This window comes from Streptomyces sp. NPDC026672 (assembly GCF_040638185.1).
Lineage (GTDB): Bacteria > Actinomycetota > Actinomycetes > Streptomycetales > Streptomycetaceae > Streptomyces.
Map to the genome: position 1 here is coordinate 251314 of NZ_JBEZXS010000007.1, position 26572 is coordinate 277885.

General features: G+C 69.7%; 27 protein-coding genes and 2 pseudogenes. 11 read left to right on the forward strand and 18 right to left on the reverse strand.

The genetic code is table 11. The annotated features are described in order from the left end of the window. Positions 1–34: 34 nt before the first annotated feature. From AB0F77_RS11080 to AB0F77_RS11090, 3 genes are all read right to left on the reverse strand, one after another. Positions 35–160, reverse strand: a complete 126-nt coding sequence (locus AB0F77_RS11080; protein ID WP_361944943.1) for a lasso RiPP family leader peptide-containing protein — start codon at positions 158–160, stop codon at positions 35–37. Positions 161–294: 134 nt separating this feature from the next. Further along, positions 295–1059: an ABC transporter permease gene (locus AB0F77_RS11085; RefSeq protein WP_361944946.1), complete on the reverse strand. Its 765-nt coding sequence runs from the start codon at positions 1057–1059 to the stop codon at positions 295–297. Further along, positions 1056–1991 (reverse strand): ABC transporter ATP-binding protein, encoded by a 936-nt coding sequence (locus AB0F77_RS11090; protein ID WP_361944949.1) that lies wholly within the window; start codon positions 1989–1991, stop codon positions 1056–1058. Before AB0F77_RS11090 ends, AB0F77_RS11085 begins: the two co-directional genes overlap by 4 nt. A gap of 167 nt (positions 1992–2158) precedes the next feature. On the opposite strand from AB0F77_RS11090, the gene AB0F77_RS11095 reads away from it, so the two are divergent. Beyond that, positions 2159–3361, forward strand: coding sequence for a sensor histidine kinase (locus AB0F77_RS11095; RefSeq protein ID WP_361944952.1), 1203 nt, complete (start codon positions 2159–2161; stop codon positions 3359–3361). After that, positions 3358–4050: a response regulator transcription factor gene (locus AB0F77_RS11100; protein ID WP_361944955.1), complete on the forward strand. Its 693-nt coding sequence runs from the start codon at positions 3358–3360 to the stop codon at positions 4048–4050. The genes AB0F77_RS11095 and AB0F77_RS11100 overlap by 4 nt, the downstream gene beginning before the upstream one ends. Here the strand turns inward: AB0F77_RS11100 and AB0F77_RS11105 are convergent. Together AB0F77_RS11105 and AB0F77_RS11110 are read right to left on the reverse strand one after the other, a co-directional pair. Next, entirely contained in the window at positions 4044–4703 is a 660-nt protein-coding gene (locus tag AB0F77_RS11105) for a response regulator transcription factor (protein ID WP_361944958.1), read from the reverse strand. The genes AB0F77_RS11100 and AB0F77_RS11105 overlap by 7 nt on opposite strands. After that, positions 4700–5743, reverse strand: coding sequence for a histidine kinase (locus AB0F77_RS11110; RefSeq protein WP_361944961.1), 1044 nt, complete (start codon positions 5741–5743; stop codon positions 4700–4702). Before AB0F77_RS11110 ends, AB0F77_RS11105 begins: the two co-directional genes overlap by 4 nt. A 550-nt stretch (positions 5744–6293) precedes the next feature. On the opposite strand from AB0F77_RS11110, the gene npdG reads away from it, so the two are divergent. Continuing rightward, a complete protein-coding gene (gene npdG, locus AB0F77_RS11115; RefSeq protein WP_361944964.1) occupies positions 6294–6998 on the forward strand; it encodes an NADPH-dependent F420 reductase in 705 nt (234 codons plus the stop codon). 175 nt (positions 6999–7173) lie between these two features. After that, on the forward strand, positions 7174–8103 hold the full coding sequence (locus AB0F77_RS11120; RefSeq protein WP_361944967.1) for a TIGR03620 family F420-dependent LLM class oxidoreductase: 930 nt from the start codon (positions 7174–7176) through the stop codon (positions 8101–8103). A gap of 92 nt (positions 8104–8195) precedes the next feature. On the opposite strand, the gene AB0F77_RS11125 is transcribed toward AB0F77_RS11120, so the two are convergent. Beyond that, positions 8196–8552, reverse strand: a complete 357-nt coding sequence (locus AB0F77_RS11125) for a hypothetical protein (RefSeq protein WP_361944970.1) — start codon at positions 8550–8552, stop codon at positions 8196–8198. 189 nt (positions 8553–8741) lie between these two features. Continuing rightward, positions 8742–9842: an LUD domain-containing protein gene (locus AB0F77_RS11130; protein ID WP_361944973.1), complete on the reverse strand. Its 1101-nt coding sequence runs from the start codon at positions 9840–9842 to the stop codon at positions 8742–8744. 151 nt (positions 9843–9993) lie between these two features. On the opposite strand from AB0F77_RS11130, the gene sigJ reads away from it, so the two are divergent. Continuing rightward, entirely contained in the window at positions 9994–10929 is a 936-nt protein-coding gene (gene sigJ / locus AB0F77_RS11135; RefSeq protein ID WP_361944976.1) for an RNA polymerase sigma factor SigJ, read from the forward strand. Positions 10930–11114: 185 nt separating this feature from the next. Further along, positions 11115–11642, forward strand: coding sequence for a L,D-transpeptidase (locus tag AB0F77_RS11140; protein ID WP_361945144.1), 528 nt, complete (start codon positions 11115–11117; stop codon positions 11640–11642). 166 nt (positions 11643–11808) lie between these two features. Here the strand turns inward: AB0F77_RS11140 and AB0F77_RS11145 are convergent, their stop codons facing one another. Continuing rightward, positions 11809–12144 carry an ArsR family transcriptional regulator gene (locus tag AB0F77_RS11145; RefSeq protein ID WP_361944979.1) on the reverse strand — a complete coding sequence of 112 codons (336 nt, stop codon included), beginning with the start codon at positions 12142–12144 and terminating at the stop codon, positions 11809–11811. 53 nt (positions 12145–12197) lie between these two features. Here AB0F77_RS11145 and AB0F77_RS11150 point away from each other — a divergent pair, with 53 nt between their 5' ends. Continuing rightward, positions 12198–12959 carry an SDR family oxidoreductase gene (locus AB0F77_RS11150; RefSeq protein WP_361944982.1) on the forward strand — a complete coding sequence of 254 codons (762 nt, stop codon included), beginning with the start codon at positions 12198–12200 and terminating at the stop codon, positions 12957–12959. Between the two features lie 235 nt (positions 12960–13194). Here the strand turns inward: AB0F77_RS11150 and AB0F77_RS11155 are convergent, their stop codons facing one another. The 4 genes and pseudogenes from AB0F77_RS11155 to AB0F77_RS11170 all read right to left on the reverse strand — a co-directional run bounded on the left by AB0F77_RS11155 (position 13195) and on the right by AB0F77_RS11170 (position 15281). After that, positions 13195–13533, reverse strand: a complete 339-nt coding sequence (locus AB0F77_RS11155; protein ID WP_361945147.1) for a hypothetical protein — start codon at positions 13531–13533, stop codon at positions 13195–13197. A 52-nt stretch (positions 13534–13585) separates the two neighbouring features. Continuing rightward, positions 13586–13742: pseudogene (locus tag AB0F77_RS11160) on the reverse strand (IS5/IS1182 family transposase); the annotation flags it as partial. 583 nt (positions 13743–14325) lie between these two features. Further along, positions 14326–14451 carry a hypothetical protein gene (locus tag AB0F77_RS11165; RefSeq protein ID WP_361944985.1) on the reverse strand — a complete coding sequence of 42 codons (126 nt, stop codon included), beginning with the start codon at positions 14449–14451 and terminating at the stop codon, positions 14326–14328. 11 nt (positions 14452–14462) lie between these two features. Next, positions 14463–15281 carry an alpha/beta hydrolase gene (locus AB0F77_RS11170; RefSeq protein ID WP_361944988.1) on the reverse strand — a complete coding sequence of 273 codons (819 nt, stop codon included), beginning with the start codon at positions 15279–15281 and terminating at the stop codon, positions 14463–14465. A 196-nt stretch (positions 15282–15477) separates the two neighbouring features. Between AB0F77_RS11170 and AB0F77_RS11175 the strand changes: the two genes are divergently transcribed. The 4 genes and pseudogenes from AB0F77_RS11175 to AB0F77_RS11190 form a co-directional block, all read left to right on the forward strand. After that, entirely contained in the window at positions 15478–16056 is a 579-nt protein-coding gene (locus AB0F77_RS11175) for a hypothetical protein (protein ID WP_361944991.1), read from the forward strand. A 258-nt stretch (positions 16057–16314) separates the two neighbouring features. Beyond that, positions 16315–16821: a carbonic anhydrase gene (locus AB0F77_RS11180; protein ID WP_361944994.1), complete on the forward strand. Its 507-nt coding sequence runs from the start codon at positions 16315–16317 to the stop codon at positions 16819–16821. Position 16822: 1 nt separating this feature from the next. After that, positions 16823–17236, forward strand: a complete 414-nt coding sequence (locus AB0F77_RS11185) for an alpha/beta fold hydrolase (protein ID WP_361944997.1) — start codon at positions 16823–16825, stop codon at positions 17234–17236. Then, positions 17237–17773 (forward strand): annotated as a pseudogene (locus AB0F77_RS11190) (GMC family oxidoreductase N-terminal domain-containing protein); the annotation flags it as partial. It lies immediately after the preceding gene. Positions 17774–18163: 390 nt separating this feature from the next. Here the strand turns inward: AB0F77_RS11190 and AB0F77_RS11195 are convergent. The 6 genes from AB0F77_RS11195 to AB0F77_RS11220 all read right to left on the reverse strand — a co-directional run bounded on the left by AB0F77_RS11195 (position 18164) and on the right by AB0F77_RS11220 (position 26551). After that, positions 18164–18910, reverse strand: coding sequence for an ATP-binding cassette domain-containing protein (locus AB0F77_RS11195; RefSeq protein ID WP_361945000.1), 747 nt, complete (start codon positions 18908–18910; stop codon positions 18164–18166). Continuing rightward, positions 18910–20760 (reverse strand): branched-chain amino acid ABC transporter ATP-binding protein/permease, encoded by a 1851-nt coding sequence (locus tag AB0F77_RS11200; RefSeq protein ID WP_361945003.1) that lies wholly within the window; start codon positions 20758–20760, stop codon positions 18910–18912. The genes AB0F77_RS11195 and AB0F77_RS11200 overlap by 1 nt, the downstream gene beginning before the upstream one ends. Further along, positions 20757–21641, reverse strand: a complete 885-nt coding sequence (locus AB0F77_RS11205) for a branched-chain amino acid ABC transporter permease (RefSeq protein ID WP_361945006.1) — start codon at positions 21639–21641, stop codon at positions 20757–20759. Before AB0F77_RS11205 ends, AB0F77_RS11200 begins: the two co-directional genes overlap by 4 nt. Beyond that, a complete protein-coding gene (locus AB0F77_RS11210) occupies positions 21638–22804 on the reverse strand; it encodes an amino acid ABC transporter substrate-binding protein (RefSeq protein WP_361945009.1) in 1167 nt (388 codons plus the stop codon). Before AB0F77_RS11210 ends, AB0F77_RS11205 begins: the two co-directional genes overlap by 4 nt. 236 nt (positions 22805–23040) lie before the next feature. Next, positions 23041–24369 (reverse strand): 2-oxo acid dehydrogenase subunit E2, encoded by a 1329-nt coding sequence (locus tag AB0F77_RS11215; RefSeq protein ID WP_361945012.1) that lies wholly within the window; start codon positions 24367–24369, stop codon positions 23041–23043. Position 24370: 1 nt separating this feature from the next. Continuing rightward, a complete protein-coding gene (locus AB0F77_RS11220) occupies positions 24371–26551 on the reverse strand; it encodes a thiamine pyrophosphate-dependent enzyme (protein WP_361945015.1) in 2181 nt (726 codons plus the stop codon). Positions 26552–26572 lie beyond the last annotated feature (21 nt).

The window sequence follows — 26572 nt, forward strand, 5'->3', positions numbered from 1 at the left end:
GGGGCAGCGGCCCCCGGCCATCGGGCGGATGGCGTCAGCCCAGCCAGGCGTACAGGCCGAACCAGTCGTCGTTCCCGTTGGGGAGGCCCATGGTGAGGTCGGCGAAGTCGCCGAGCTCGGTGAGGGTGGGCGGCTCGTAGATGCCTTCGTTCTCGGTCATGCGTGATCTCCGTCCCGTGAAGGAAGAGGTGAGGGCCGCCGTGTCCGGTCCTCGCTGACATGGCCGAAGCTAGGCAGCCCACTGTCCCGGGCACATGGGGTGCCGGCACCATCCGTGTCCCTGCGCCGACCGGGTCAGGCGTCGCGGCGGACCAGTACGAGGTAGCCCCCCAGCAACGCCGCGACGGTCCACGCCAGCAGGACCAGGAGCCCGGCGACCGGTCCCGGTCCCGGGCCCTGGGGAACGACCGCCATGACCCGCAGACCGGCCTGGTCGGGCAGGTACCGGGTGACGGTGAGCAGCCCGGGGATCTTGCCGATCAGACGGGAGAGGGCGAAGAAGAGCGGGATCAGGATGCCCAGGGACAGCGTCGAGCTGCGCAGCATCGCGGCCACGCCCATGGAGAACGCGGTGAGCAGCGTCAGGTAGGCGCACGTGCCGAGGACCGCGCGCAGCGCCCCGGGGTCCTGGATCGAGGCGTTGTACCGGCTGCCGATCGCCGCCTCGCCCGCGAAGAACGTGACGAACACCGTGACCACCGACACCGCGAGCGCGGCCAGGGTACCGGCGAGCACCTTGCAGCCGTAGAAGAGCCCGCGCGAGGGCACGGCGGTCAGGGAGGCCCGGATCATGCCGGTGGTGTACTCGGTGCTGACCACCAGCACCCCGAAGACGACCAGCACGACCTGGGTGTAGAGGAGTCCGCTGAGGCCGGTGGCGACCGGGTCGTAGTTGTCCACCGGGTCGCTGGCCATCAGGTCGCGGACGGCGAACCCGAAGGCCACGCTCAGGCCGACGGTGGTGACGAACGCCAGGGCCAGGGTCCAGGGCGTCGACCGTACGGAACGGATCTTGATCCATTCGGCTGCGAGGACCGCGGGGAGGGACGACCTGCTCATGCCCGTGTCTCCTTCCGCCCGGCCTCCGCGTCCGCCGCGCGGTACTGCACGGCCTGCGCCGTCAGCCGCATGAACGCCTCCTCCAGGGACGCCGAGCGCGGGCTCAGTTCGTCGAGCGTGATCCCGTGGGCCGCGGCCAGCGAGCCGATCGCGGCGGGCTGGGCGCCGCTCGCCTCCAGCGCACCGTCAGGCGTGGCCTCGGCGCTGATGCCCGCGCCGGACAGCACCTCGCGCAGCCGCTCCGGCTCGGAGGTGCGGATCCGCACCTGGGCACGGGAGTTGCGGGCGATGAAGTCCTCCATGCCGGTGTCGGCGAGCAGCCGGCCCCGGCCGATCACAACGAGGTGGTCGGCCGTGATCGCCATCTCGCTCATCAGGTGGCTGGAGACGAAGACGGTGCGTCCTTCGGCGGCCAGCCGCTTCATCAGCGTGCGGATCCACAGGATGCCCTCGGGATCGAGGCCGTTGACCGGCTCGTCGAGCAGCAGGACGGAGGGGTCGCCCAGCAGCGCCGCGGCGATGCCGAGCCGCTGGCCCATGCCCAGGGAGAAGCCGCCCGCGCGCCGCCGGGCCACGTCGTCGAGTCCCACCAGCCCGATCACCTCGTCCACCCGCCGCCTGGGGATGCGGTTCGCGCGGGCCAGGCACCACAGGTGGTCGTGCGCGGTACGGCCGTCGTGCAGCGCCCGTGCCTCGAGGAGCGCCCCCACGTGCCGCAGCGGCTCGCCGATACGACGGTAGGGCCGGCCGTCGAACAGCACGCTGCCCTCGTCGGGCCGGTCCAGGTTCAGCATCATGCGCATCGTGGTGGACTTGCCCGCGCCGTTGGGGCCCAGGAAGCCCGTGACCCGGCCCGGTTCGATGCGGAAGGACAGCCCGTCGACGGCGACGGTGGGCCCGTAGCGTTTGGTCAGTTCACGCACTTCGATCATGACGTCCACGCTCCCGCACCGCGGGCGGCTCCACATCGCACCGGCCTCCGATTCCCGCCGTAGGTCCCGGGGACGAGGACGGACCGCCGGGACACCCGGCGTCAGACCGGGGAGTGACATACCGTCGGCCGAGGCGCGACGGCGGCCCACCCCGTTACGGTCGGGACATGGACGACCTGCATCCCCGGTGGCCGCCCGTGCCACCGCTCGGCCGTCGCGGGCTGATCGCCGCCGACACCGCGGCCTGTCTGCTGTTCACCGCCGTGCTGGCCGGGCTCACGGTCTCCGCCCACGAGCGGCCGCCGGCCGCGGGGACGGCGCCGCTGTGGGTGCCGCTGGTGCTGGCGGCGGGCATCGGCCTGCCCGGAGCCGTCCGCCGGGTGTGGCCGCGCGGTGTGTTCGCGCTGGTCCTCACCGCGTCCGTGCTCTCCGCCTACTACGGCGACGTGCCCGAGCCGTTCGTCGCCGCGTCGTTCGCGCTGTACACGGTCGCCGTCGGCGAGCCGCGGCGGCGCTGGCTGCCCACCCCGGTGATCGGCGCGGTGAGCCTGCTGGCCCTGCTGGCGGCGACCCTGGGCAGCTCACCGGGGCGGTGGCAGGACGGCACCCCGCTGCTGATCGTGGGATGCGCCCTGATGGGCGGGGCGTGGACGGTGGGCCGTGCCGTGCGGGAGCGCCGCGCTTCCGCCGTGCGGCTGGCCGACCAGGTCACGCAGCGCGCGGTGGCCGAGGAACGGCTGCGGATCGCCCGGGAGCTGCACGACGTGGTGACGCACAGCATGGGGGTGATCGCGGTCAAGGCGGGCGTCGCCAACCACCTGGGACGCGAGCGCCCGGAGGTCGCGTACGAGGCACTGGCGGCGATCGAGACGGTGAGCCGGGGCGCGCTGGGCGAACTGCGGCAACTGCTCGGCGTGTTACGGACGCAGGAGCCGGAGAAGGAGGCCGAGCTGCGTCCCGTACCCGTGCTGGACGGCCTGCCCGGTCTCGTGGAGCAGGCCGAGATGGCGGGCCTGCACGTCGAGTTGACCGTCACCGGCACCGAACGGCTGCCCGGAGGAACCGAGTTGACGGTCTACCGCATCGTCCAGGAGGCGCTCACCAACGCGGTCAAGCACGCGGCCCCGGCACACTGCCGAGTGCTCGTCACGGCGGACGGGCACGAGGTCACGGCCGAGATCACCGACGACGGCCGGACCGGACCGGGCCGCGGCGCGCCCACGACAGGACTCGGACTGGTGGGCATGCGGGAGCGGGTGGCCGGCTGCGGCGGCGTGTTCGAGGCGGGTCCCCGGCGGGGCGGCGGCTACCGGGTGCTGGCCCGGATACCCTACGAGCCGACCGTCCGCAGCGAGGAGGACCTCACGTGAGCGAGACCGTCCGGGTGCTGGTCGTCGACGACCAGGCGCTGCTGCGCGGCAGCTTCCGGATGCTGCTGGACGCGGAGCCGGACCTGGAGGTGGTCGGCGAGGCGGCCACCGGCGCACAGGCCGTGGAACTGGCCGCCGCTGAACGCCCCGACGTGATCCTGATGGACGTCCGCATGCCAGGCACGGACGGCATCGAAGCGACCCGTCTGATCTGCGCCGCCGCTCCCGCCGAGGGGCCACGCGTGCTCATCCTGACCATGTTCGACCTCGACTCCTACGTGTACGCGGCGCTACGGGCCGGCGCCAGCGGATTCCTGCTCAAGGACACCCCGCCGGCGGACCTGCTGACCGCCGTACGCGTGGTCGCGGCGGGGGAGGGCCTCCTCGCGCCCTCGGTGACACGCCGTCTGATCGCCGAGTTCGCCAACCGGCCCGAGCCGTCCCGCAGGCCCTCCCGCGCGCTCGACGGCACCACCGAGCGCGAGCGGGAGGTGCTCACCCTGGTCGCCCGGGGGCTCTCCAACCGTGAGATCGCCGACCACCTTCGGGTCAGCCTGCACACCGTCAAGACCCATGTCGGGCACCTGCTGAGCAAGCTCGGCGCCCGGGACCGGGCCCAACTGGTCATCGTCGGCTACGAGTCCGGGCTGGTCGCCCCGGCGCGGAACACCGGCCCGGTCACTCACTGACCGAGACCCGCGTCACGCGCCAGCACCACCGCCGCGGCACGGTCGCCGACCCCCAGCTTGGTGAAGACGTGCGAGACGTGGTTGCGCACCGTCTTCTCCGACAGCGTCAGCGCGCGAGCGATCCGCCGGTTGTTGTGCCCACGGGCCACCAGATCGAGGACCTGCCGCTCCCGGTCGGTGAGTTCGGGCAGGGCGGCCCGGCTGGGCAGCTCGTGCACCGCGGAGAACAGCGGGGCCAGCCGCGCGGCCACCACCGGACTGAAGGCGGCACCGCCCCCGGCCACCACCCACACCGCCCGGATCAGTTCCTCGCGCGGTGTCTCCTTGACCAGATAGCCGTGCGCTCCCGCCCGCAGCGCCATGACCACCGCAGTGTCGCTCTCGGAGGCCGACAGCACCAGGAAGTACGGCGTCGGCGCCCCCGCCTCCGCGTCGGAGACCAGCGAACGGATGACGTCGAGGCCCGACCGGTCGGGCAGCTGGAGATCCACCAGGACGACGTCGGCCGCGAACTCCGGCGCCCGAAGGCTGTCCAGCGCCTCCTTCCCGGTGTGCGCCTCACCGACCACGGTGATTCCGGCGTCCTCCAGCGCGACGCGCAGACCGGTCAGGAACAGCGGGTGGTCGTCCACCAGGAACACCCGCGGCGTCACCGAGGGCTCAGCGGCAACTCGGCGTGGACGTCCGTCCCGCGAGCGGCGCCCGCCCCGGCACGCACCGCGCACCAGCCGCCGGCGTCCGCCGCGCGCCGCGCCATCGAGACCAGCCCGGTGCCCTTCCGCGGGCTCACGCCCGGCGCGGGTCCCACGCCGTCGTCGACGACGTCAAGGACCAGGACGTCCGGGGCGGCGCGCAGCCGGATCTCCACTCGGCGGGCCCGCGCGTGCCGGACGGCGTTGGTCACCGCCTCGGCGGCGATGCGGTAGGCGGCGACCTCGGTCGCCGGGCGCAGCGGCACCGGCAGACCGGGGTCCTCGACCACCAGCACCGTGGTCGTCGGTCCCGTCATGCGCGCCGCCAGTCGTCCGAGCGCGCCCGGGAGCCGGGCCTTGTCCAGGTCGGCCGGGCGCAGCCCGTCGATGACCCTGCGGGCCTCGGCCATCGCCTGGCTGGCTCCCTCGGCGGCGTCCTCGACGAGGGTGCGGGCGCGCGGGTCGTGGTCGAGCCGGCGTGCCGCGGTGTCCAGCAACAGCCTGACCCCGGTCAGGACGGGGGTCAGACCGTCGTGCAGATCCCGGTGCAGTCGGCAGCGCTCCTCCGCGCGGGCCACTGCCCCCGGCCCGTCCGAGTCCTCCAAGTCGGCTGAGTCTTCGGGGCCGTCCGAGTCCTCGGAGCAGGCCGTGTCTTCAAGGTCGGCCGAGTCCTCCGGCGCGTCGGGGGACCGGCGGTCGGTCGGGTCCAGCCTGAACAGCAGGCGTCCGCCGACGAAGCAGAGCGCCGCGGCGCCCAGGGGGGCCGAAAAGAGGAACAGCGCGAGCATCAGGGCGCCCACCAGGAGCACCCGCGCCCGCGCCCAGGAGATCGCGTGCGTGCCGCGCAACCGGCCGGCCAGGGTGACGTAGACCGGCAGCAGCAGGACGGGAGGTATCAGCCGCAGGCTCCAGACGAGCACCTGCGCCGGCAGCTGCCCGGCGTTCGACGCGGCGCTTCCCGTCGGTGGCAGGTCACGGAGCGGGAGCATAGCGTAGGCCATGCACAACAGCAGGAGTGCGACGGCAGCGTCCCGCCAGCGCTCCGTCGGCACGTTTCTGACATAACGAAGGGGCGTGTGCCGCGACCTACGGCCGCCCCGGCCGCTGCTTCCGCCCTGCTCCTCTTCCTCCCCGGATGTCCTGAACGTTCCCAGCGTAGACGGACCGTCTGACAGTGTGGGACCTCGATGCATTTGTTTTCCCCCGTTGCACAGCAAACTGATTGCACCCTAACGCCGTCACGGAATGTCCTTGTAGGGAACGATTCGGTCAACCTGTTCCCTCGGGTAACCAGCCCCTCGCCCTCCTGCCGAGCGGCACGCACGGTCCACCTGGCTGGTCCTGGACGATTCTCGGCCGTTACCGCCCGGTAGTCACCAGCGGCGGCACGAGCCCTTTTCGTCCTGATGCAAGGGCAACTACTTGGGGTCCCAGGCCGTCGAAGTACCTTCCGCCGGTTCAAGGACCCGGGCCGCGAGACATTTCCGGCGGGTCTCCGTGATGTGGAAAGTCGCGCATCGACCAAGGCGGAGCCGGACGTAGGGTCGGCTCATGACCTCTACCGACAGTGCTGCGCAGGCCCCCGCGAAGGGCCCCTGGGACCTCCCCGACGTCTCCGGACTGGTCGTGGGCGTCCTGGGCGGGACCGGACCGCAGGGCAAGGGCCTGGCTTACCGCCTCGCCAAGGCCGGCCAGAAGGTGATCGTCGGCTCGCGGGCCGCGGAGCGCGCGCAGGCCGCCGCCGGGGAGCTCGGGCACGGCATCGAGGGCGCGGACAACGCCGAGTGCGCGCGCCGCAGTGACGTCGTGATCGTCGCCGTGCCGTGGGACGGCCACGGCAAGACCCTGGAGGCGCTGCGCGAGGAGCTGGCCGGCAAGCTGGTCGTCGACTGCGTCAACCCGCTCGGCTTCGACAAGAAGGGCGCGTACGCCATCAAGCCGGTGGAGGGCAGCGCGGCCGAGCAGGCCGCCGCGCTGCTGCCGGACGCGCGGGTCACCGCCGCCTTCCACCACCTGTCGGCCGTCCTGTTGCAGGACCCGGAGATCAACGAGATCGACACCGACGTGATGGTGCTCGGCGAGGAGCGCGCGGACGTCGAGATCGTGCAGGCGCTCGCCGGGCGCATCCCCGGCATGCGCGGCGTCTTCGCCGGGCGGCTGCGCAACGCCCACCAGGTGGAGTCGCTGGTCGCCAATCTGATCTCGGTGAACCGCCGTTACAAGGCACACGCCGGGCTCCGCGTCACGGATCTGTGAGCCGGCGGGGCGTGTCACGCGCACGCTCCCTGCCGACCGCCGGAACATGAGGGCTCGAGCCGTCTCGTGGGGGATCGAAACAGACCTGCCCCACCGAGTCCGCGAGGGCCGCCGCACCGGCGGACACCTCTTCTGCCCTGTCCCACCGCGATACGACACATGAAAGAGCGCCGAGATGGCCGAACGCCTGGTACCCAGCACCCTCGACCCCGCCGTCCTCAAGGAACGCCTGGGCAGTACGGGGGTATGGCTTGCCTCGCTGTCGTCGGTCTCCGCCGCCGAAGAGCGCCGCGCGGCCGCGGAGATCGAGCAACTCGGTTACCGGGCCCTGTGGTTCGGCGAGACCACGGACGGCCGGGAGGCGCTGACCCATGCGGCCCTCCTGCTGTCCGCGACCACCAGCCTGGTCGTCGCCACCGGCATCGCCAACATCTACGGACGGGACGCGACCAGTGCGGCCAACGGCGCGGCCACCTTGGCCGAGGCCTGGCCCGGCCGCTTCGTACTGGGCCTCGGCGTCAGCCACATGCCGCTGGTCACCAAGCGGGGCCACGACTACGGCAAGCCCGTCACCGCCATGCGCGCCTACCTGGACGGGATGGACGCGACCACCACCACGGTGCCGATGCTGGAGGCGCCACCGCGGGTGCTGGCAGCCCTGGGACCCAAGATGCTGGAGCTCGCCGCCGCTCGCACCCAGGGCGCGCACCCCTACTTCACCACACCCGAGCACACCGCAGAGGCCCGCCGCGTCCTCGGCCCCAAGCCACTGCTCGCCCCGGAACAGGCCGTGGTCCTGGAGACCGACCCCGAGCGGGCCAGGAGGGTCGGCCGCGACTACGCCAGGTTCTACCTGACTCTGCCCAACTACCTGGGCACACTGAGGACTCTCGGTTTCACCGACGCCGACTTCGCCGACGGCGGCAGCGACGCCCTGATCGACGCCATCGTGCCCTGGGGCGACGCCGAGACCCTGGCCACACGCATCCGGGCCCACCATCAGGCAGGCGCCGACCACGTGGCGGTCCAGCCGATCGCCGACACAGTGGACGAGCAGCTGGACCACTTGCGACAACTGGCCCCCGTCCTCAACAACCGACCCTGACCCACCGGACCGGTCGAGACGCTCCCCGGCACGGCCGAGGCAGACCGCTGGTGAGGTTGTCGACCGCGTCGCGCACCTTGGACGGCGGTCGGTCACCGGGAGGTGAGGGGGGTTTCGGACTCGACGCGGGTGAGTTTTTCGGGGTTGCGGACGTAGTAGAGCCCCGTGATGTGGTCGTCCTCCACGCGGAAGGTGAGCACACCGTCGAGCACACCGCCCAGGCGCAGGGTGAGGGCGGGGTTGCCGTTGACGGTCGCCGGCCCGGCGGTGAACGCGGCGTTGGCTTTCTTGGCGGTGCCGGTGATGTAGCGGAGCACCTTGTCGGCGCCGGTGACGGGCCGCAGGGCTGCATCGATGAGGCGATGCACGGCTTCGGCACGGAGGCCATCACCCTGGCGCTGGTCCTGGGCGACGCACTCGGCGGCGGGTTCGAGTGCGCTCTGACGCACAACTTCCTCATCGCAGAAGAAGGCGCCCGCCTGGGATTTCCCGAGGCGAAGTTCAACCTGTTTCCCGGGATGGGTGCTTATCCGTTGGTGGCGCTGCCTCGCCGAAGGCATGGTGAGGCAGTTTGGATGGCATCTGCGGGCCGACGTGCTGTCCGCTGGGACTGTGGGGCGCACGGACTCCGGGCCGGGTCAGTATCCGATGGCTTCTCGGAGCAGCAGCACGGTGCCGCGCCCAGGGTGGGGTTCCGCGTTGAGGATGAGCAGACGGTTGACGGCGCTGGGCATCCCGTAGACCGCCTGGGCACGGGCGTTCTCCAGGGGGAGGGCGTACTCCTCGACGCGGCGCAGCGCCGTGTTCAGATCGGGCACCACCTTCTGCGCACCGACGATCCAGACCGCGTGGGCGGCGCCGCCCGCGTTGGCGGGGAGCTGACTGCCACTGCCCGAGGCAAGGACGAGCGAGCCGGTCTCGGTGACTGCCGCGACGCTGTTGACGACGAATTCGGGGCTGGCGATCAGCCTTCGGATCTCGTCGGCGCCGGTGGCTCGGTCGATGGTCAGGACGTGCGGCCTGATGGCGTCGTACTGGCCGCCGGCGTTGATGTCGTCGTCGATGCCGGACAGCCGGAGGGTCTCGCTGGCTCCGGTGAACACGCCGGCGCCCTCGGGGATCAGGTCCTTGACGCGGGCGCGCGCGGCCGCGGCGTCGTCGAGGACCTCGACGGCGAAGCCGTTGGCACGCAGCGCGGTCGCTGCCCGCTCCAGTCGTTCGGCCGGTGCCGGATCGGCGAAGGAGGCGGCCGGGGCCGGAGTGGCCGTGGCGTCCGCCGCGTTGGTTCCGGAGCCCTCCGCAGTGTGGGGGGCCGTACCCGCCAGGGGGGAGGTGTCGAGGTACCTGACCTCGTACACTCGCTCGGCGAACTTCCAGCCTTCCACGGTGCGTTGGTAGCGGTCGTGGTACACGGCGTAGTTCAGTCCTTGGCGTCCGTCGAGGGCGCGCGCGAGTTCCTGGACATAGGCGCGGCCGGTCGCGGTGTCGCCGTCGAGCAGGATCGTGCCGGGGTGTGTGGTCTGCACGAAGAAGTCCCACTGGCTCTGCAGCCGCTCGCCCCCGGCAAGGATCTCCTCGCGGCCGACCTGTACTGCGGGGATGTTGGGCATGCGCAGGGCACCGTTCGGTGTGAACAACGATGCCAGGCGGGGGCGGTCGCGCATCATCGCCGCATCGGTGAACTCGCCGCGCAGTGCCTCGATCTCGACGCGGTCCGCGATGGTCTGGAAGTCGTTCATCGAAGGCCCCTCTCCCTCTTGTCGTCGTCCTCACCGGTTACGACAACGCAGCCCGCCGGAATGTGAGGCCGACGCGCCGCCTCACATTCCGGCGGGCTGTCTTGTCGTAACGGGTAGAGGCACAGAAGCGAGTGAGGGGGGCGGTCGGACCATGACCACCAGAGCCGAGCCCGGCGAAGATCAGAGCGATCCGGGCCTCAGCGTGATCATGAGCGAGCGGCGCCGGCTGATCAACCTCGCCTATCGACTCCTCGGGTCCCTTGCCGATGCCGAGGACGTCGTGCAGGAGACCTACGCCCGCTGGTACGCCATGTCGGCACGGGAGCAGCAGGCCATCGAGGCACCCGGCGCCTGGCTGATGACGGTCGCCGGCCGCATCTGCCTGAACCTGCTCGGCTCGGCGAGGGCCAGGCGGGAGACGTACGTGGGCGACTGGATCCCGGAACCGCTGCCCGACCCCACGGAGTGGATCACCGGGCGTTTCGGCGGCCGGACCGACCCTGCAGATCGGGTCACCCTCGACGAGTCGGTGACGATGGCCTTCCTGGTCGTCCTCGATTCGATGACACCGGCCGAGCGCGTCGCGTTCGTCCTGCACGACGTCTTCCGCTACCCGTTCGGCGAGGTCGCCGAGATCGTCGGCCGTACGCCCGCGGCGTGCCGTCAACTGGCCTCGTCCGCCCGCCGTCGCATCCGCACCGCGCGGACACCGGTCGGCCCGGGTGCGGGGCGGGCCGACATAGTCAGGCGGTTCAGAACGGCGTGGGAGGCCAGGGACATCAACGCCCTGATCAGTCTGCTCGACCCCGACGCCACCGCGACCGCGGACGGGGGTGGGCTGGCCGTCACCCATCTGCACCCGATCGTGGGCGGTGAACGGATTGCGCATGCCTACGCCGAGATCGCCCGTGTGTCGGGCGACCGCACGACGTTCCTGGAGCGCACCGTCAACGGCCTGCCCGGCCTGGTGGCGCAGCAAGACGGCGACATCGTGACCGTGTTCGCGTTCGAGATCGTCGACGACCGGATCAGGCATGTCTGGGCAGTCCGAAACCCGAAGAAGCTCCGTTCCTGGCGGATCGGTTGAGGAACGACGGAGCGATCCCGAACACCGCGGCGAGAGGGGAGGCATCCCGGCGCAACGGTCAGGCGGCGGCTGGGGTCAGCACGGTCTTCGACCTGGAATGTGATGGTGAGATCCGGACTTTGCTCAGGCGGACCGATTCCGGCCGTCAGGTAACCGTTGGTGATCTCCGCATGAACGACGATGTCATGGGCGTGCAGCTCCCAGGACGCGGTCACTCCGGTCGCGGCGGCCGGGTCGAACGCGGCACGCAGGGCCATGGCGACCGCGGAGGGAGTCACGATCTCCTCCGGTCGGGGATCTCCGAGCTGCGCGGTGCCCCAGCGGCCGAGAGCGCTGACGACCGGTTCGAGGTCGTGCCCAGTAGCGGTCAGCGCGCAGAGCGAACATCGGATCGCCCGGGAGCGCGTCGAGCGGACCTTGCCCCGGTTGCGCGCTCCCCAAGAGCCGTCCCCCACGCGATGCGCCTGTCCACCTCCGGCATTTTCATCCACGGCAACTACTGGGCGCCGGACTCCGTCTTCGGACATGCCAACGTGAGCCACGGCTGTGTGGGCCTCAACGACGTCCGTGGCGGCGGTGACTCCGGGCAGGACGCGTCGTGGTTCTACAACAACTCCCTGCTCGGTGACGTGGTCGTGGTCGAGCGCTCCCACGACCACACGATCGCCCCCGCCAACGGCCTCAACGGCTGGAACATGGCCTGGGACCAGTGAAAGGCCGGTTCAGCCCTCGCACTCTCGTAGATCGCCCTCCCCTGGGCGTTCTCGGAGCCGTTCTCACCACCACAAGCGCATCAACCGGGCGCCGCCAGTTGCCGGCCTCCGGCAGATCCACCGTTCTGACCGCCCCCGACACCGAACAGAACTGCCGGGGAGTCGTTCAACCGAGGCCGACCTCAGCACCGACGTCATCTCGGGTTGCCGCGCTCAAGACGGCGTTCAGCAGGCCGGGGAAACGGGCGTCGATGTCGTCACGACGGAGCGTGACAAAGCAGCGCGTGCCTTCCTGCCGGGTGCGGGTGACGCCCGCGGCGCGCAACACGCGCAGGTGGTGGCTGAGGGTGGACTTGGCCACCGGCGCACGGAGTTCGCCCCATCCGCGTTCACAGCCGTCGGCAAGCGCACGCACCAGCCCCAGTCGGATGGGATCGCCGAGCGCACCCATCACCTCGATGAGAGTGATGTCGTCCGGGGCCGGGTGCCGCACCTGTTTCATGGTCCCATGGTACGTTATTCGATGTTCAACGAACTTCGAACAAAGGCGGCGTCATGGCTGATCAGTCCTCCGAGTTCACTGACCGGGTAGTTGTCGTCACAGGTGCCAGTTCCGGCATCGGAAGGGCGGCGGCCCACGCCTTCGCGCACGCCGGCGCACACGTCCTGGCTGTCGGACGCCGCACGTACGCACTCGAGGAGACCGCCACCGCAAGCCCTCGGATCGCCGTCCACTCTGCCGACATACGTGCCTCGGGAGCGGCTGCGGCAGTCATCGACGCCGCGATCGATCGTTGGGGCCACCTCGATGTGCTGGTCAACAATGCCGGTGCGACCAAGATGATGCCGTTGGCCGAAACCAGTGCGGAGGCCATCACCACTCTGTTCGATCTCAATGTCACGGCCCCGAGCCTGCTGGCCTGTGCCGCGCTGCCACACCTGCGCCGAACCCGCGGCTCCATACTCAATGTCTCCAGCACCTTTGGCCACCGGCCATTGCCCGGCGCTGCCCACTACGCGGCCTCCAAGGCTGCGTTGGAGCAGCTCACGCGCAGTTGGGCTGTGGAGCTCGCCGCTACGGGGGTCCGAGTCAACGCGCTCGCCCCGGGACCGACGGAGTCCGAAGCACTCGCTGCGGCCGGACTGCCCAAGGCGACCGTCGAGCAGGTCAAACGAGAGGAAGCGGCGCGCATCCCGCTCGGTCGCCGTGGCGAGCCGGAGGAAGTCGCTGCCTGGATCGTACGCCTGGCCGACCCTTCCGCAGGCTGGCTCACCGGCCAGGTCCTCACCATCGACGGCGGTCTGGAACTGGTCTGATCATGACGGGTCCCGGTCGACCTGGCCCACGTTCCGAATCAGCTCGTCGCTGCCCCGTTCACTCAAGAGACGAACACCAGGACCGATGTTCGTCACCCACCGGGTCGGACCGCCCGCCGCAGTGCGCAGGCGGCCCGGCCTGTTTTCACGCATCAGCCCACTTGCTCCAGCGCGAGGTGGCCTGCCCGTTCCTCCCTCCTTGTTCTCACCGTCAGCCCGTATGCCTTCGCTGTGCCTATTCCGCGGGGATCGCTTGGAGATGCCTGTCGATGACGACGGCGGCGATGTCACGCGTGGTTGACGCTGCTTCCGGCGAGTTCATCACGACTGCCCGCGCCGCTGCTCCGTCATGCAGCAGTACGAGTTGCCGGCCGAGAGCATCGGGCTCCAGGGCACCGGCCTCGCGGGCAGTGTCTGCGACGCGTCGCACGAACGCGAGCTTTTGACGGCGGCTGATCTCGTGCGCTGCGGCATCGGGATCGGCCGTCTCGACGGCAGCGTTCACAAAGGGGCAGCCGCGGATGATCGGTGAGGAGTTCACCCGGAGTTCCGACGCGTTGAGCGCGTCGAACACGCCCAGCAGGCGCTCCCGCGGAGAGAGATCTGAGCGCTGCAACCCATCGAGCAGGTGGTTGGCGGGGACGGCCGCGTCGGCCTCGGATGCGCGGAACTGCGTCCAGGAGCGGTATGAGCTGGGTGACGTTTCCGGTCGCCGCCGGTGGGTGAGAGGGCGAGCGGGGTGCCGCAGCGGTCGACGGTCACGTAGTGCTTGCAGCTGGGACGGAGTCCGTGGACAACGTCGACGTCTTCGTGGATCTCAGGATGGCTTCCGGCGGAGCACGACCATTGCTCAGACGGGCTCGTCATTCGTCGCGGGTTCTTGGCGCATGCGGGTGGGGCCTCCTGAACGGATCGTCGGTGTTGAATCACAGCAACGTCAGGAGGCCCCGATCTCGCACCATCTCGTGCGCCGCTCAGCGCCATTTCGCGGTCATCGGAACCTACCCGTCACAGCCATGCCGTGATCGAGTCCTACCGCGGCGCCGCCGTTCCGCCCTGTCCCTTGGCCAGGGCAGCCCGCTCCGCGCTCTTGGCGTAGTTCGGCGTCTCCAGGCCATTGTGCTCGGCCATGGCGGCGTTGCGCTCCGCAGCGACATCCGCGAACGAGACCCCAGCTTGTTCCCAAGCGTTGAGCAGCGTTCGCGTCGGGTGGGCGATCACGGTGTTGGGGCTCAAGGACCTCGGCCACGTAGTGCTGGACGACCAGTTGCCCTCCGATCTCCTCGACGTTGATGCTGACCGGTCTGCCGTCGGTGGTACGGGTCCAGCCGGCGGCCCTATGGTCGGGCACCGCGCACTGCTGGTACTACTCGTCGGTCAATCCGGTCAACCACGTGCCCAGGTCGATCTTCGCCGGCGGCGCGTTGATCACGGCGGTGGCCACGGAGTCCACCAGCACCAAGTCCGTGACGATCTCCTCGGTCTTCGTCATCTCCTTGCTCGTCAGCGGTTCTTCTGCCACCAGTCGGTGAGGAAGCGGGCGTAGGCGGCCGCGTCCTCTTCCCAGATGAAGTGGCCCTTGTCCACGAGGTCGAGCCGGCTGTGGGGCAGCCGCTCGTGCAGGTACTCGGCGTTGGCCATCGGAACCACCGGGTCGAACCGACCACTGAGAATCTGCACGGGAGTGGTGATACCGGCCAACTGCTCGCCCAACACCGGCAGCTCGGTCTTGTACGCCTGCACGTACGGGATCTGGTCGGCGAACCGCTCGCCGGTGTAGGCGGCGAGATAGTCCTCCCTCACCTCGTCGGGCAGCTCATAGCCCTCGATGGTGCTGATGGCAAAGTTCACTACGTCCTTGGGGCCCATCTGCCGGTACGGCGTGAGGTCCTCGTCGTGCACCCACGCGTGCAGCGGCTCACCGCGCTGGAGCGGCACCGCCGTGCCACCGGTGCCGACGGTCGCGGTGCGGAACCGGTCAGGATGCGCGGCGACGGCGAACAACACGGCGCTGGTGCCGATGTCGGGGCCGACGATGTGCGGCTGGGACAGGCCGAACTCGTCCGCGATGCGGACGATGAACTCGCTCATCGCCTTGGGGGACAACAGGTCCGCGCGCATCTCGGAGTGGCCGAAGCCAGGCAGGTCGACAGCGATGAGGTGGGCGTGCTCGGCCAGTGTCGACCAGGTGGCGTCGTACGCGTACAGGCTCTCCGGCCAGGGCGCCAGCAGCAGCGCCTCGACGTCGCGAGGCTGCGCGCTCTCGGCGTAGCGGATGGACAGCCCGTCGATGGTGCGGAACCGCGTCTTGATCTTGCTCATAAGCTTGCCTTCCATGAATATGACCGCTCATCTCATGATGACCGGTCGTCTTGAGCCGCGTCAAGGTATGGAGGCCGGCCGTCGACACTCCCTTGTTGGGAAGTTGAAGTTAACTTGCAAAGATGAAGTACGATCTCTAGGGTTGTTGTCGTGCAAGTTCGCCCGTGTCACGCGGGCCAGGTGAACGGAGCCAGTTGTGACAGATCTGCTCGACCACGTGGTTCTGGACCGTTTCGGTGCTCCGGACCGACGCGCCCGGTACACCCCTGGCCGTGTCGACATCCTCGATGGATCGGGTGCTGTCATCGTCGGACGCGATGAGCCTCGGCGTGCGTTCGACGACTATTCCGGCGGCGAGCTGTGGAACGAGACGCAGGCGGCCTACTTCGCCGGCTACGCGTTCTGGACCTACCTGACCGTCCCGTTCACGCTTTCCTGGGACGGCATCCTGAGCACCGAGATCGAGCCGTGGCAGGAGAACGGCGAGCAGTGGCGGCGGCTGCGGGGCGAGTTTCCGGAGCACATCGTCATCCATAACTCCGTGCAGACCCTGTACTTCGGCGACGACTTCCTGTTGCGCCGCCACGACTGCAGCCCCGACCTGCTCGGGAGTCCGTTGACGGCGCACTATCCCGCCGAATACCGCACGTTCGACGGATTTGCCTTCCCCACCCGACGGCGCATGGTGCGCCGCACGTCCGACGACAGCACCTCCGGCGGAACCCTCATCACCTTCGATGTCCACTCCGTGACGTGCCTGGGCGCGGGTGGGTGAGGAACCACCGACCGGGAAGAAAAAGGGAATTGTGACCAGATCCTGATCGATGGCGACGCGGTGTTCTCGCACATGGATCTGCTCGAATTGCCGCTGACGGCGTGCAGGCGCTCGGGGTCTGTCCGGGGCCGAGGGACACGTCCCCGCACGCACCGCCCTCTTCCCGGCTTTCTGTGCACGTAGCAACCCCATTCACTGTCCGGTGCGGTCGCCACAATCCCTGTGCGCCACACCGGTTGTCCGAAAGGACCGAACGCCATGGACGAACTCGTCGACCGTAACCGGCACTTCGCCCAGACCGATTTCCGCGCCGGTCTCACCATGCGACCCAGCCTGGCCACGATCGTCATCAGCTGTTTCGATCCCCGCGTGGACCCAGCGGTCGTGCTCGGCGCCGAGCAGGGCGAGATCGGTGTGCTGCGCAATGTCGGCGGCCGCGTGACCCCGCACACGATCGAGGAACTGGTCATGCTGAGCGCGGTCGGGCGGGCCGTCGGCTCCGGCATCGGGGCCGGCTGGGAAGTCGTCGTACTGCAGCACACCCAGTGCGGCATCACCCTGATCCAGGACCGATCGGACCTGCTCGCCCCCTACTTCCAGGCCGCCTCAGCCAGTGTCTCCGTCGGTGATCCACGGGCCGCTGTCGCCCACGACGTCGCCGTGCTGCGCACCGAGCCCCGCCTGGCCGGCGCTGCCGTGTCAGGTCTGGTCTACGACGTCACGACGGGGCTGGTCGAGACCGTCGCCAAGAGCAGCGAGGATTGAGATGAACTGGCAGCAGCGCAAGTCCCACGCCCAGGTGCTCGGTCACCGGATGGCCTACGTCGAGGCCGGGCAAGGCGCGCCGATCGTTCTCCTGCACGGGAATCCGTGGTCGTCCTACATCTGGCGCAGTGTCATCCCGGCCCTCGAAGGGCTGGGGCGAGTGATCGTGCCCGATCTGATCGGCATGGGGGACTCGGACAAGCTCGGCCCGGAGGATTCGACCCGGCACACCTTCCTGCGGCACCGCGACTTCGTGGACGCTCTGCTCGACGAGCTCGGCGTCACGGAGAACGTCACGCTGGTGCTGCACGACTGGGGGAGCGCACCGGGCTTCGACTGGGCTCGTCGGCATCCCCGCACTTCGTGCAGGAGGACTCCGGGACAGAGATCGGCACAGTCATCGCCGACTGGCTGACTGGGGGGCACGTCCGGCGTCAACGCCATGATCCACATCCGTGGGCACCGGTCCAGTTACGACGCATGGCCCGGGCTCGGCGCCGAGGGCTGGGGCTACGACGATCTGGTACCGCACTTCCGGCGCAGCGAGTCCGTGTCACACGGCAACCGGGACGTCCGTGGCGACGCCGGTCCGATGACCGTGACGCCCGCGTCCCCGGGGCACCCCCATCGCACAGGCCGGTTTGGCCGCGGCGGCGGAGGTCGGTCGTCCGTCGGCCCACGACATCAGCAGCGGCCTCGAAGTCGGTTTCGGCACGCCCGACCTGGCCATCGTGGACGGTCGCCGACAGAGCACGGCGGACGGGCCGTCGACGTCGAGTTCTCCATCGCCGGCGAGGTGCTGTCGGTCTCCTGCGCGCGCGAGATCGTGCTGACCGCCGGGTCGGTCGGGTCGGCGGAGATCCTGCTCCGGTCGGGCATCGGTCCGACGCGATACCTCCGGGACCTGGGCATGGACACCGTCGTCGACGTGCCCGGCGTCGGTGAGAACCTGCACGACCACCCGATGGCCGGCATCACGTATCGATGCCGCGAACCACTGCCCGACAGCACGAACAACCACATCGACACATCGAGGCTGTCGGGCTGTTGTCGAGCACCGGCGATCCCGCTCCGGATCTGCAGTTCCTGTTGTCGTCGGTGGCCTACCATCCGCCGACCCGACAGGGGCCGGAACACGGCTACACCATCCTGGTCGGGCTCATGGCTCCGCGCAGTCGCGGGCCGCGAATACGAACGCGACGGTGCCGGCGATCGCGGAACGCGGCGCCGCGTTGATCGCCGACCAGTAGTCGGCCACGGTCCCGCCCGCCCGCCCGTCGGCCGGGCGGGTGGGCGTCGTCCGCCGGTCGTCATGTTCCGGAAGTTCTCCCCACGCGCCCGCTCAACCGGTGTCCGTCCCCGTCGCGGTCGCGAGTTTCACCGTTCCGCCGAAGTACATCTGGGCGAGATCGGGGTCGTCCAGGATGGCCTTGGCGGGGCGCTGTGCGACGACCCGGCCGCTCTCCATCACCACGCCGTCCGTGGCCATGCGCATGCCGAATCGGACGTTCTGCTCGACGATGAGGATCGTCTTGCCGAGGTCGCGCAGGAGCATCACCGAGGTGTAGAGCGCCTGGAGGGCCTTGGGGTCGAGACCGACGGAGGGCTCGTCCAGCAGCAGGAGTGCGGGGTCGAGCATCAGGGACCGGGCGAACTCCACCGTACGACGCTGTCCGCCGGACAGATTGCCCGCACTGTCGTCAGCCCGCTCCTCGACCAGGGGGAAGAGCTCGGTGACCTCTTCGTAGCGCTTGCGGACGAGTTTGCGGTCGCGTCGGATGATGTACGCGCCGAGCAGGACGTTCTCCCGCACGGTGAGGTTGGGGAACAGGGCGTTGGCCTGTGGTACCTGGGAGATGCCGCAGTGCAGGATCTGTGCCGGTGAGCACCGGTCGATGCGTTCCCCTGCCAGCCGGATCTCGCCCAGGCGTGGCGTCAGCAGGCCGCTGACCGTCTTGAGGACGGTGGATTTGCCGGCGCCGTTCGGTCCCACGATGCAGGCGAGGGCGCCCTTGCCGACAGTGATGTCGACGCCCTGGAGGACATCGCCTCCTCCGTAGCCGGCGACCACGCCGCTGATTTCCAGCATCACTTCACCGCCTCCTGCTCCAACTGGAAGTCGTCGCCCAGGTAGGCGTCGATGACATGGGGATCGGTCCTGATCGCTTCGGGAGCGCCCGAGGCCATGACCGTTCCGCGGGCGAGCACGTGGATCGGGGCGCACAGGTCCAGGAGGAAGGGCATGTTGTGTTCGACGATGAGGAACGTCTTGCCGTAGCCGTTCAGTTCGCGGATCATCTCGGCCATCCGCTCGATGAGGACGGGGTTGATACCCCCGGCGGGCTCGTCGAGAAGGATGATCTTGGGGTCGAGCATCAGGACCTGCGCGAGTTCGACCAGTTTGCGCTGGCCGTAGGAGAGGGCCCGTGCCTTCTGGTCGCGGAACGCGCGCATCCCCACGAACTCCAGCAGTTCCTCCGCTGCCGCCGCCTCGGGACCGCTGACGGCGATCCGTCCGAGCTGCCTCCAGGAGAAGCTCCGCTGTGCGGCGACGACGTTCTCCAGGACCGTCATCTCACCGAACAGCCGCGTGATCTGGAACGTGCGGCCGAGTCCGAGGTGTGCCCGCTCCCAAGAGGGCAGGTTCTCGATCCGCCGGCCGCCCAGCGTGATCGTGCCCGCGTCCGGCGCGATGGTGTTGTCGATCAGGTTGAACACCGTGGTCTTCCCTGAGCCGTTGGGGCCGATCAACCCCGTGATGGAGCCCTCGGGCACACTGAACGAGCAGCCGTCGACGGCTTTCAGACCGCCGAAGCTCCTGCGCAGTCCGGAGACTTCGAGCAGCGCCCGCGCCGGCGTCGGCACGGTGTCGTGTGCCGGGGGCCGGGCGCGTTCCGCGTACGAGGTCAGGGAGGCGGGTGAGCTCCCGGTGCCGATCCGGGCTCCGACGAGGCCGGCCCTGCCCGTGGTGCGGTGCCGTCGCAGGAACGACTCGACCGCGGGCAGTACCCCGTTGGGGAGGAAGACCACGACTGCCATCAGCAGCCCGCCGAAGAGGAACAGCCGGGTGTTGCCGCCGCCGAGGCTGTTGTTCGCGTACTCGTTGAGCGGCTCGATGAGGAACGCCCCTACCACCGGCCCCCACAGGGTGGCCTTGCCACCGATGAGGAGTGACAGGACGATCTGCACGCTGATCAGGATGCTGAACATGCCGCGGGGGTCGATGAAGGTCAGGTAGTAGCCGTACACCGCGCCGGCCATGCCGACGAAGATGTTGCTGGCCGCGAAAGCGAGGATCTTCTGGGTGGGGAGGGTGATCCCGATGGTCGCGGCCTTGGTCTCGTCCTCGCGGATCGCGACGAGTCCCATACCGAACTTGGTCCGTCTGATCCACCACGTCATGAGGAGTTGCAGGGCGAGGATGACCACCAGGGCGTAGTAGAAGGGCCAGTTGATGATGTCCCTGTCCCACGTCGGCAGCGGGAGCGTCAGTCCGGCCGTGCCGTTGGTGAGGCCGGTCCAGTTGATGGCGACGACCTGCGTGAGGAAGAGGAACGCGACGGTGATGATGACGAAGGAGGGGCCGCGCGAGCGCAGGGAGACCAGACCGAGGAGGACGGCTGCCAGCGCGGTGACGACACCGCCCACCGGGACCCAGAACCAGGGTGGGACTCCGTCGAGGCGGGTCGCGAGTACACCGATGGTGTAGCCGCCGAGTCCCACGAACGCGCCCTGGCTCAGGGAGACGTACCCGGCCAGGCCGGTGATGATGTTGAGCCCGCCGGCGCCGATGGCGAAGACCATCGACAGGATGATCATGTTCTGGTAGTAGGCGCTGTCAAAGGCCGGAGGAAGGCCCAGGAGGACGACGGCGCCGACCGCGGCCAGGATCCGGCCCGTCCACAGCGGATTCACGAGGGTACGGAGATCGATGTTCACGCTGCCACCGCGTCCTCACGAAGTCGCGAGCCGAGAAGGCCCTGGGGCCGGAAGAGGAGGACGGCGAAGACGATGACGTAGGGGACGGCCGTTGCCCAGGACGGCGAGACATACGTGGAGGCCAGGGTCTCGGCCACGCCGAACATCAGCGCGCCGATGACGGCACCGCCCATGCTTCCCATGCCCCCGAGCACGACGATCGCCAGCAGGCGGGCGATCCACTGGTAGTGCGCCCCGGGTACGAAGGGGTACATGACGCCGACGATGGCTCCTCCCGCGCCGGCGGCCGCGATGCCGAGGGCGAAGACGAGCGCGCCGACGGAGGCGACTTTGATCCCTACGAGCTGGGCGCCGGAGGGGTTGACGGCCGCGGCGCGGATCGAGCGGCCGAGCCAGGTCTTGGCGAGGACGAGCCACAGGGAGACCAGTACCAGGACGGCGACCACGCCGCCGTAGACCTGGGCTTTGGGGAGGAAGAGGTTGCCCAGGAGGAAGGACTGGTCGGCGTAGGCGGGGCGGATGGCGGTGGCGTCGTTGCCCCAGAGGGTTCCCATGGCCGCTTCGAGCACCAGGGCCAGTCCGAAGGTGAGGAGGATCGTGGACGCCATGGGCGCGTCGCGCAGCGGGGAGACCACGGTGCGGTACGTGAGCCAGCCCAGGGCGAAGACGAGGGGCGTGCTGATGAGGATCGACAGCAGGGGGTCGATGCCGAGGCCGTTCCACAGGGCGTAGGTGAGGTACGCGGAGAGGATCAGGAAGGCGCCGTGCGCGATGTTGATCACGCGCATGACCCCGAAGATCAGGGTCAGTCCTGCGGCGGCCAGCGCGTACACCCCGCTGAGCAGCAGGCCCAGGACCAGGTTCTGGAGGAACTCGGTCATCCCGTGCTCCCCGGCTTCCAGCCCTGGACGATCCGCGGGGTGGTGGCGACGTCCTTGGGCAGCACGATCTGCACCTGGCCGTTCTGCCACTGTCCGGTCAGGAACGATCCCGTGGGGCTCCCGTCGTCGTTCCAGCCGAGCTTGCCGAGGATCGTCTGGACGTCATTGTCGCGCAGCCATGCCGCCATCTTGTCCTGGTCGGAGACGTTGCCGACGGCTTCCACGGCCGCCTGGAGGGTCTGGGCCGCCGCGAAGGCGTCGGCCGCGTCCTCGGGCGGGGCGTCCTTGAACTTCGCGCGGTATCGGTCCACGAACTCCTGGTTGCCCGGGGTCTTGGCCTGGACGGCGTGGCTGACCGCGAACAGCACGCCCTCGGTGTTCTCCTCTCCGACCGCTTTGGCGTACTGGGAGCCCAGGGAGGGGGCGTTCGTCTGGTAGAGCCACTTCGGGGTGAAGTCGGCCTTGGCCATCGAGCGGACCAGGCCGACGCCGTCCTCGAACTGCGCGCCGTTGACGACCAGGTCCGGCGCGGCGGCTTTCATCGCGCCGGCGATCGTGTCGAAGTTCTTGGTGTCGATCGCGTAGGTCTGCCGGTAGACCGTCCGGATGCCGGCCTTCTCCAGGATCTTCCTGATGCCGTCGGCGGTCGGTCCCGCGAACGGGTCGTCGATCGCCGGGTAGGCCGCGGTCTTCGGTCGCTGGTCCGCGGGGAGGCCCGCGATCCAGTTGGCGAAGTTCGCTCCCTGCTTGTCCGCCGTGGCCTGCTGGCTGAAGAAGAGGTACTTGAAGCCCCGGCTGAACATCTCCGGTGACCCGCCGGCCGGCTCGACGTAGAGCATGCGGTTGCGCTCCGCGACGGCGGAGGCGGGCAGGTTGAGCAGGGAGGAGAACGTGCCGAGCAGCAGCTCCACCCGGTCCTGGCTGATGAGGGCGTTGTAGTCGGCGACGATCGAGTTCTGGTTGGACGCGTCGTCCTTGATCACCAACTGGACCTTGCGCCCCAGCAGGCCGCCCTGCTCGTTGATCGTGTCCTGCCAGATCTGGTAGCCGCGCTTCGCGGCCTGTCCTGGCTGCGAGAACTCGCCGGTCAGCGGGAGGGAGGCGCCAATCTTGATCGGGCCGTCCTTGCCGCCTCCGGTGCCGCTGCCGCAGGCGGCAGTCACCAGAAGCAGGCAACCGACGGCAGCCACGGCCATGAGCCGACGGCGTTGTGGGCTTGTTGGCATCGTTCCTCCTCGCCGACCGCAATCGATTGCGGTTGCGCGCAGTCTCATGAAGAAGTGCTGATCACGTCAAGGACTCGGGCGAAATGCCCCTGGGTTGTCTTCACGGTCACACGAAGTGATCTTGATCGGATGGATCTTCCAGCCGATCCGGAACCGCATCCATCAGGTGGTGGTCAGGCGAGGATCCGCACGGGTTCCTCCATCACGGCGACGAACACCCGCATCCACTCGGCCGCCAGCGCACCGTCCACCGCCCGGTGATCCACCGAAAGGACCACCCGCATCACGCTCCGGACCGCGGGCCGGCCCTTCACCGCCACGGTTTCCTCGTGCGCCGCACCGACGGCGAGGATCGCCGACTGGGGCGGATTGATGATCGCGGCGAACTCCTCGGTGCCGTACATCCCGAGGTTGGTCACCGTCAGCGCCCCTCCCTCCAGTTCCTCTTGGCGCAGCCGACCCTCCCGGGCCCGCTCTGCGAAGTCGCGCACCCCCGCGGCGACGGCGGAGACGGTCATCCCCTCGACCCCGCGCAACACCGGTGTCACCAGACCTCGTTCGGTGGCGATGGCGACCGAGACGTCGACGGAGGTGAACCGCCGCAGTGCGTCGGGCAGCCACACGACGTTCATCGCCGGCACCAGGCTGTGCGTGCGGGCGACCGCCTTGACCACCAGGTCGTTGACGGAGATCCGCACGTCGTCCGAGGCATTCAGCCGGGCACGCAGCGCGAGCAGCCGGTGGACCCGGACCGTGGCTCGGAGGTAGAAGTGCGGCACGTCCCGCTTGCTCTCGGTGAGACGTGTGGCGATGGCGAGCCGCATCCGCGAGTGGGGGACGTCCGTGTACGCGGCAGGTTCGGTGACGCTCCCGCGGTGCCGGGCAGGAGCCGGGGCGGCGCCGCCGGCACGGGGCGCGTCGTCGTCCCGCGGCGCCCGAGCGGCGTTCCTCGCGGCCAGCGCCGCGTCCACGTCGCGCCGGGTGATCCGCCCGTGCGGCCCCGTTCCGGTGATCTCCTCGAGTGCCAGACCCGCTTCACGGGCGACTCGCCGTGCGAGCGGGCTGGCGAAGATCCGCTCGCCGCCGGCCGGAGCGGGGACGCCATCGCCCCCCTCGGGCGGGTCCGCGGGCGGCAGGGCGGCCCGCGGCTCAAGCGCTGGAGTACGAGCTTCCGGGACCGTACGGCGCTCCGGTACGGTCGGCGCCGTTTCGGCCGCCACTCCCAGCTCCGACAGGACCGCGTCGATGTCCCCGGGTCGCTCTCCGGGGGCGCCCAGCAGGGCGATCGGCGCACCGACGTCGACCTGGGCCCCAGCCGGGACCAGAAGGCGCAGGACGACACCCGCGGCCTCGGCCTCGACCTCGACGACGGCCTTGTCCGTCTCCACCGAGGCGATCGGATCGGCTGCTTCGAAGTGTCCTTCGTCCGCGACGAACCACTCGTGCAGGACCGCTTCGGTCACGTTCGCCGCCACCTCGGGCATCCGCAGCACGTGCGCCATCTCAGAACCCCGTCATCTCGCGCAGCTTGGCCGCGACCTCGTCGCTCCGGGCGATCACGGTCCGCTCCAGCACCTTGCTGATGCTGGGGGAGGCCTCCCCACCCGTGACCCGCTCCACGGGGTGATCGAGCCAGTCGAAGAGCCGGCGCTGGATCTCGTCGGCGAGCCATCCGCCGTACGACGTGCCGGGCGGGCCCTGCTCGGCGATGAGCACCCGCCCGGTCTTGCGCACACTCGCCCCGATGGTGTCCCAGTCGACGCTGGCCCGGTCCAGCCAGCGGAGATCGATCACCTCGGCGTCCACGGAACCGAGTTGGTCCACCGCTTCCAGCACGTGTGCCACCATCGCCAGGTACGAGATCACCGTGACCTCCGAGCCGGTCCGCCGGACCGCGGCCTTCCCCACCGGCAGGCAGTAGTCCAGGTCGTCCACCGGCCCGGGACCCACGGCCCCGTACAGGTCGACGTGTTCCAGGACGACCACCGGATCCTTGCAGCGCAGCGCGCTGTTCATCAGCCCGACGTAGTCGAACGGCGTGGTCGGCGCGACGATGCGCCACCCCGGCGCGGTGGCGAACACTCCCGCCGGATCCATGGAGTGCTGCGAACCGTACCCGGTGCCCATGGCGACCTTGCTGCGCAGGACGAACGGGACGTCGCCCTCGCCGCCGAACATGTGACGCGCCTTGCCGATCTGATTGAACAACTGGTCGGCGGCCACCCACATGAAGTCGGCGTACATGAACTCCACGACCGGCCGGAACCTTCCGTCCAGGGCGACCCCACCGCCCAGGCCGGTGAACGCGTTCTCGCTGATCGGGGTGCCGAGCACCCGGTCGGGGAAGCGTTCCTTCAGACCGCGAGTGGCGCCGTTGGTGCCGCCGTTGAGGCGGTGCACGTCCTCACCCATGACGACCACCGACGCGTCGGTCTCCATCCGGCGGGCCAGGACGGCCGCCACGGCGTCGACGAGCCGCTGCTCCGCCAGCTCACCCCGGTAGGAGTCCACATCGGCGAAGCGGGCTTCGCGGAACTCACTGAGATCCCCGCGGATCCCGACGTCGGCGAACGCCGGATCCGGCCACTCCGCCGGCCTGATCCTGCGCTGCCCGGGTTTGCCGCCGGGCAGCGGCTCCAGCAGGACATCGCCCGTCTCGGCCATGCACCGGGCCGCACGGGCGGACATCCCGGCGATCTCCTCCGGTGTCATGAGGCCGCGCCTGACCAGATGCGCCGCGACCTGGTCGAGGGGGTCGCGGGCACGCCACTGCCGCTCCTCCTCCTTCGAGCGGTAGCCGAAAGCGGAACCGGGGAAGCCGCCGTTCTGGTGGAAGTAGCGGTAGGTGTCCGCCTCGATCATCGTGGGACCGTGTCCCGCCCGCATATGGGCGACGGCCTCCCGCATGGCCAGGTGGACCGCGAGGGGGTCCATCCCGTCGACCTTCCAGCTGGGGATGGCGAACCCCGGGCCGCGGGCGGAGAGCCGCGGTTCACCCGTCGCCTCGGCCACGTTGGTGGAGACCGCGTAGAGGTTGTTCTCGATGAAGAAGCAGACGGGCAGCCGCCAGGCCGACGCCAGGTTGAACGTCTCCAGCGTGGAGCCGATGTTGACCGCGCCGTCGCCGAAGTAGGTGACGGCGACGTCGTCGGTACCCGCCTGCCGGGCGGCCCAGGCGTATCCGGCGGCGAGCGGAACCCCGCCGCCGACGATGGCGTTGGTTCCGACCGCGCCCGCCTCGTGCCACTGGAGGTGCATCGAGCCGCCGCGCCCGTGGCTCCAGCCCCGGTCCAGGCCGCAGATCTCCGCAAGCGTGCGGAGCAGGACCTCGCGAACTTCGGGCGAGAGGTCGGCCGCGGGATCCAGGCCCTTCGGCGCGACGTGGTGGAGCGCCTTGGCGAGGAACTGGTGGTGGCCGCGGTGGGAGCCGTTGACGGCGTCCGCCGAGGTGAGCGCGAGGACCGAGCCGACCGCGCCGCCCTCCTGCCCGATGCTTGAGTGCGCCGGCCCGTGGACCAGCCCGGCGCCGGCCAGTTCGAGCACGTACTCCTCGAAGGACCGGACCAGGGCGAGCTGGCAGAGCATGGTCCGCAGCAGCTCGGGGGACGCGGCGTCCCAGTCCTTCTCCGTGGCGGTGACCTCGACCCACGGGGACGCGGCCTTGAGCGTTCGATGCTCCGTCACAGCCGACCTCCTCAATCGTTT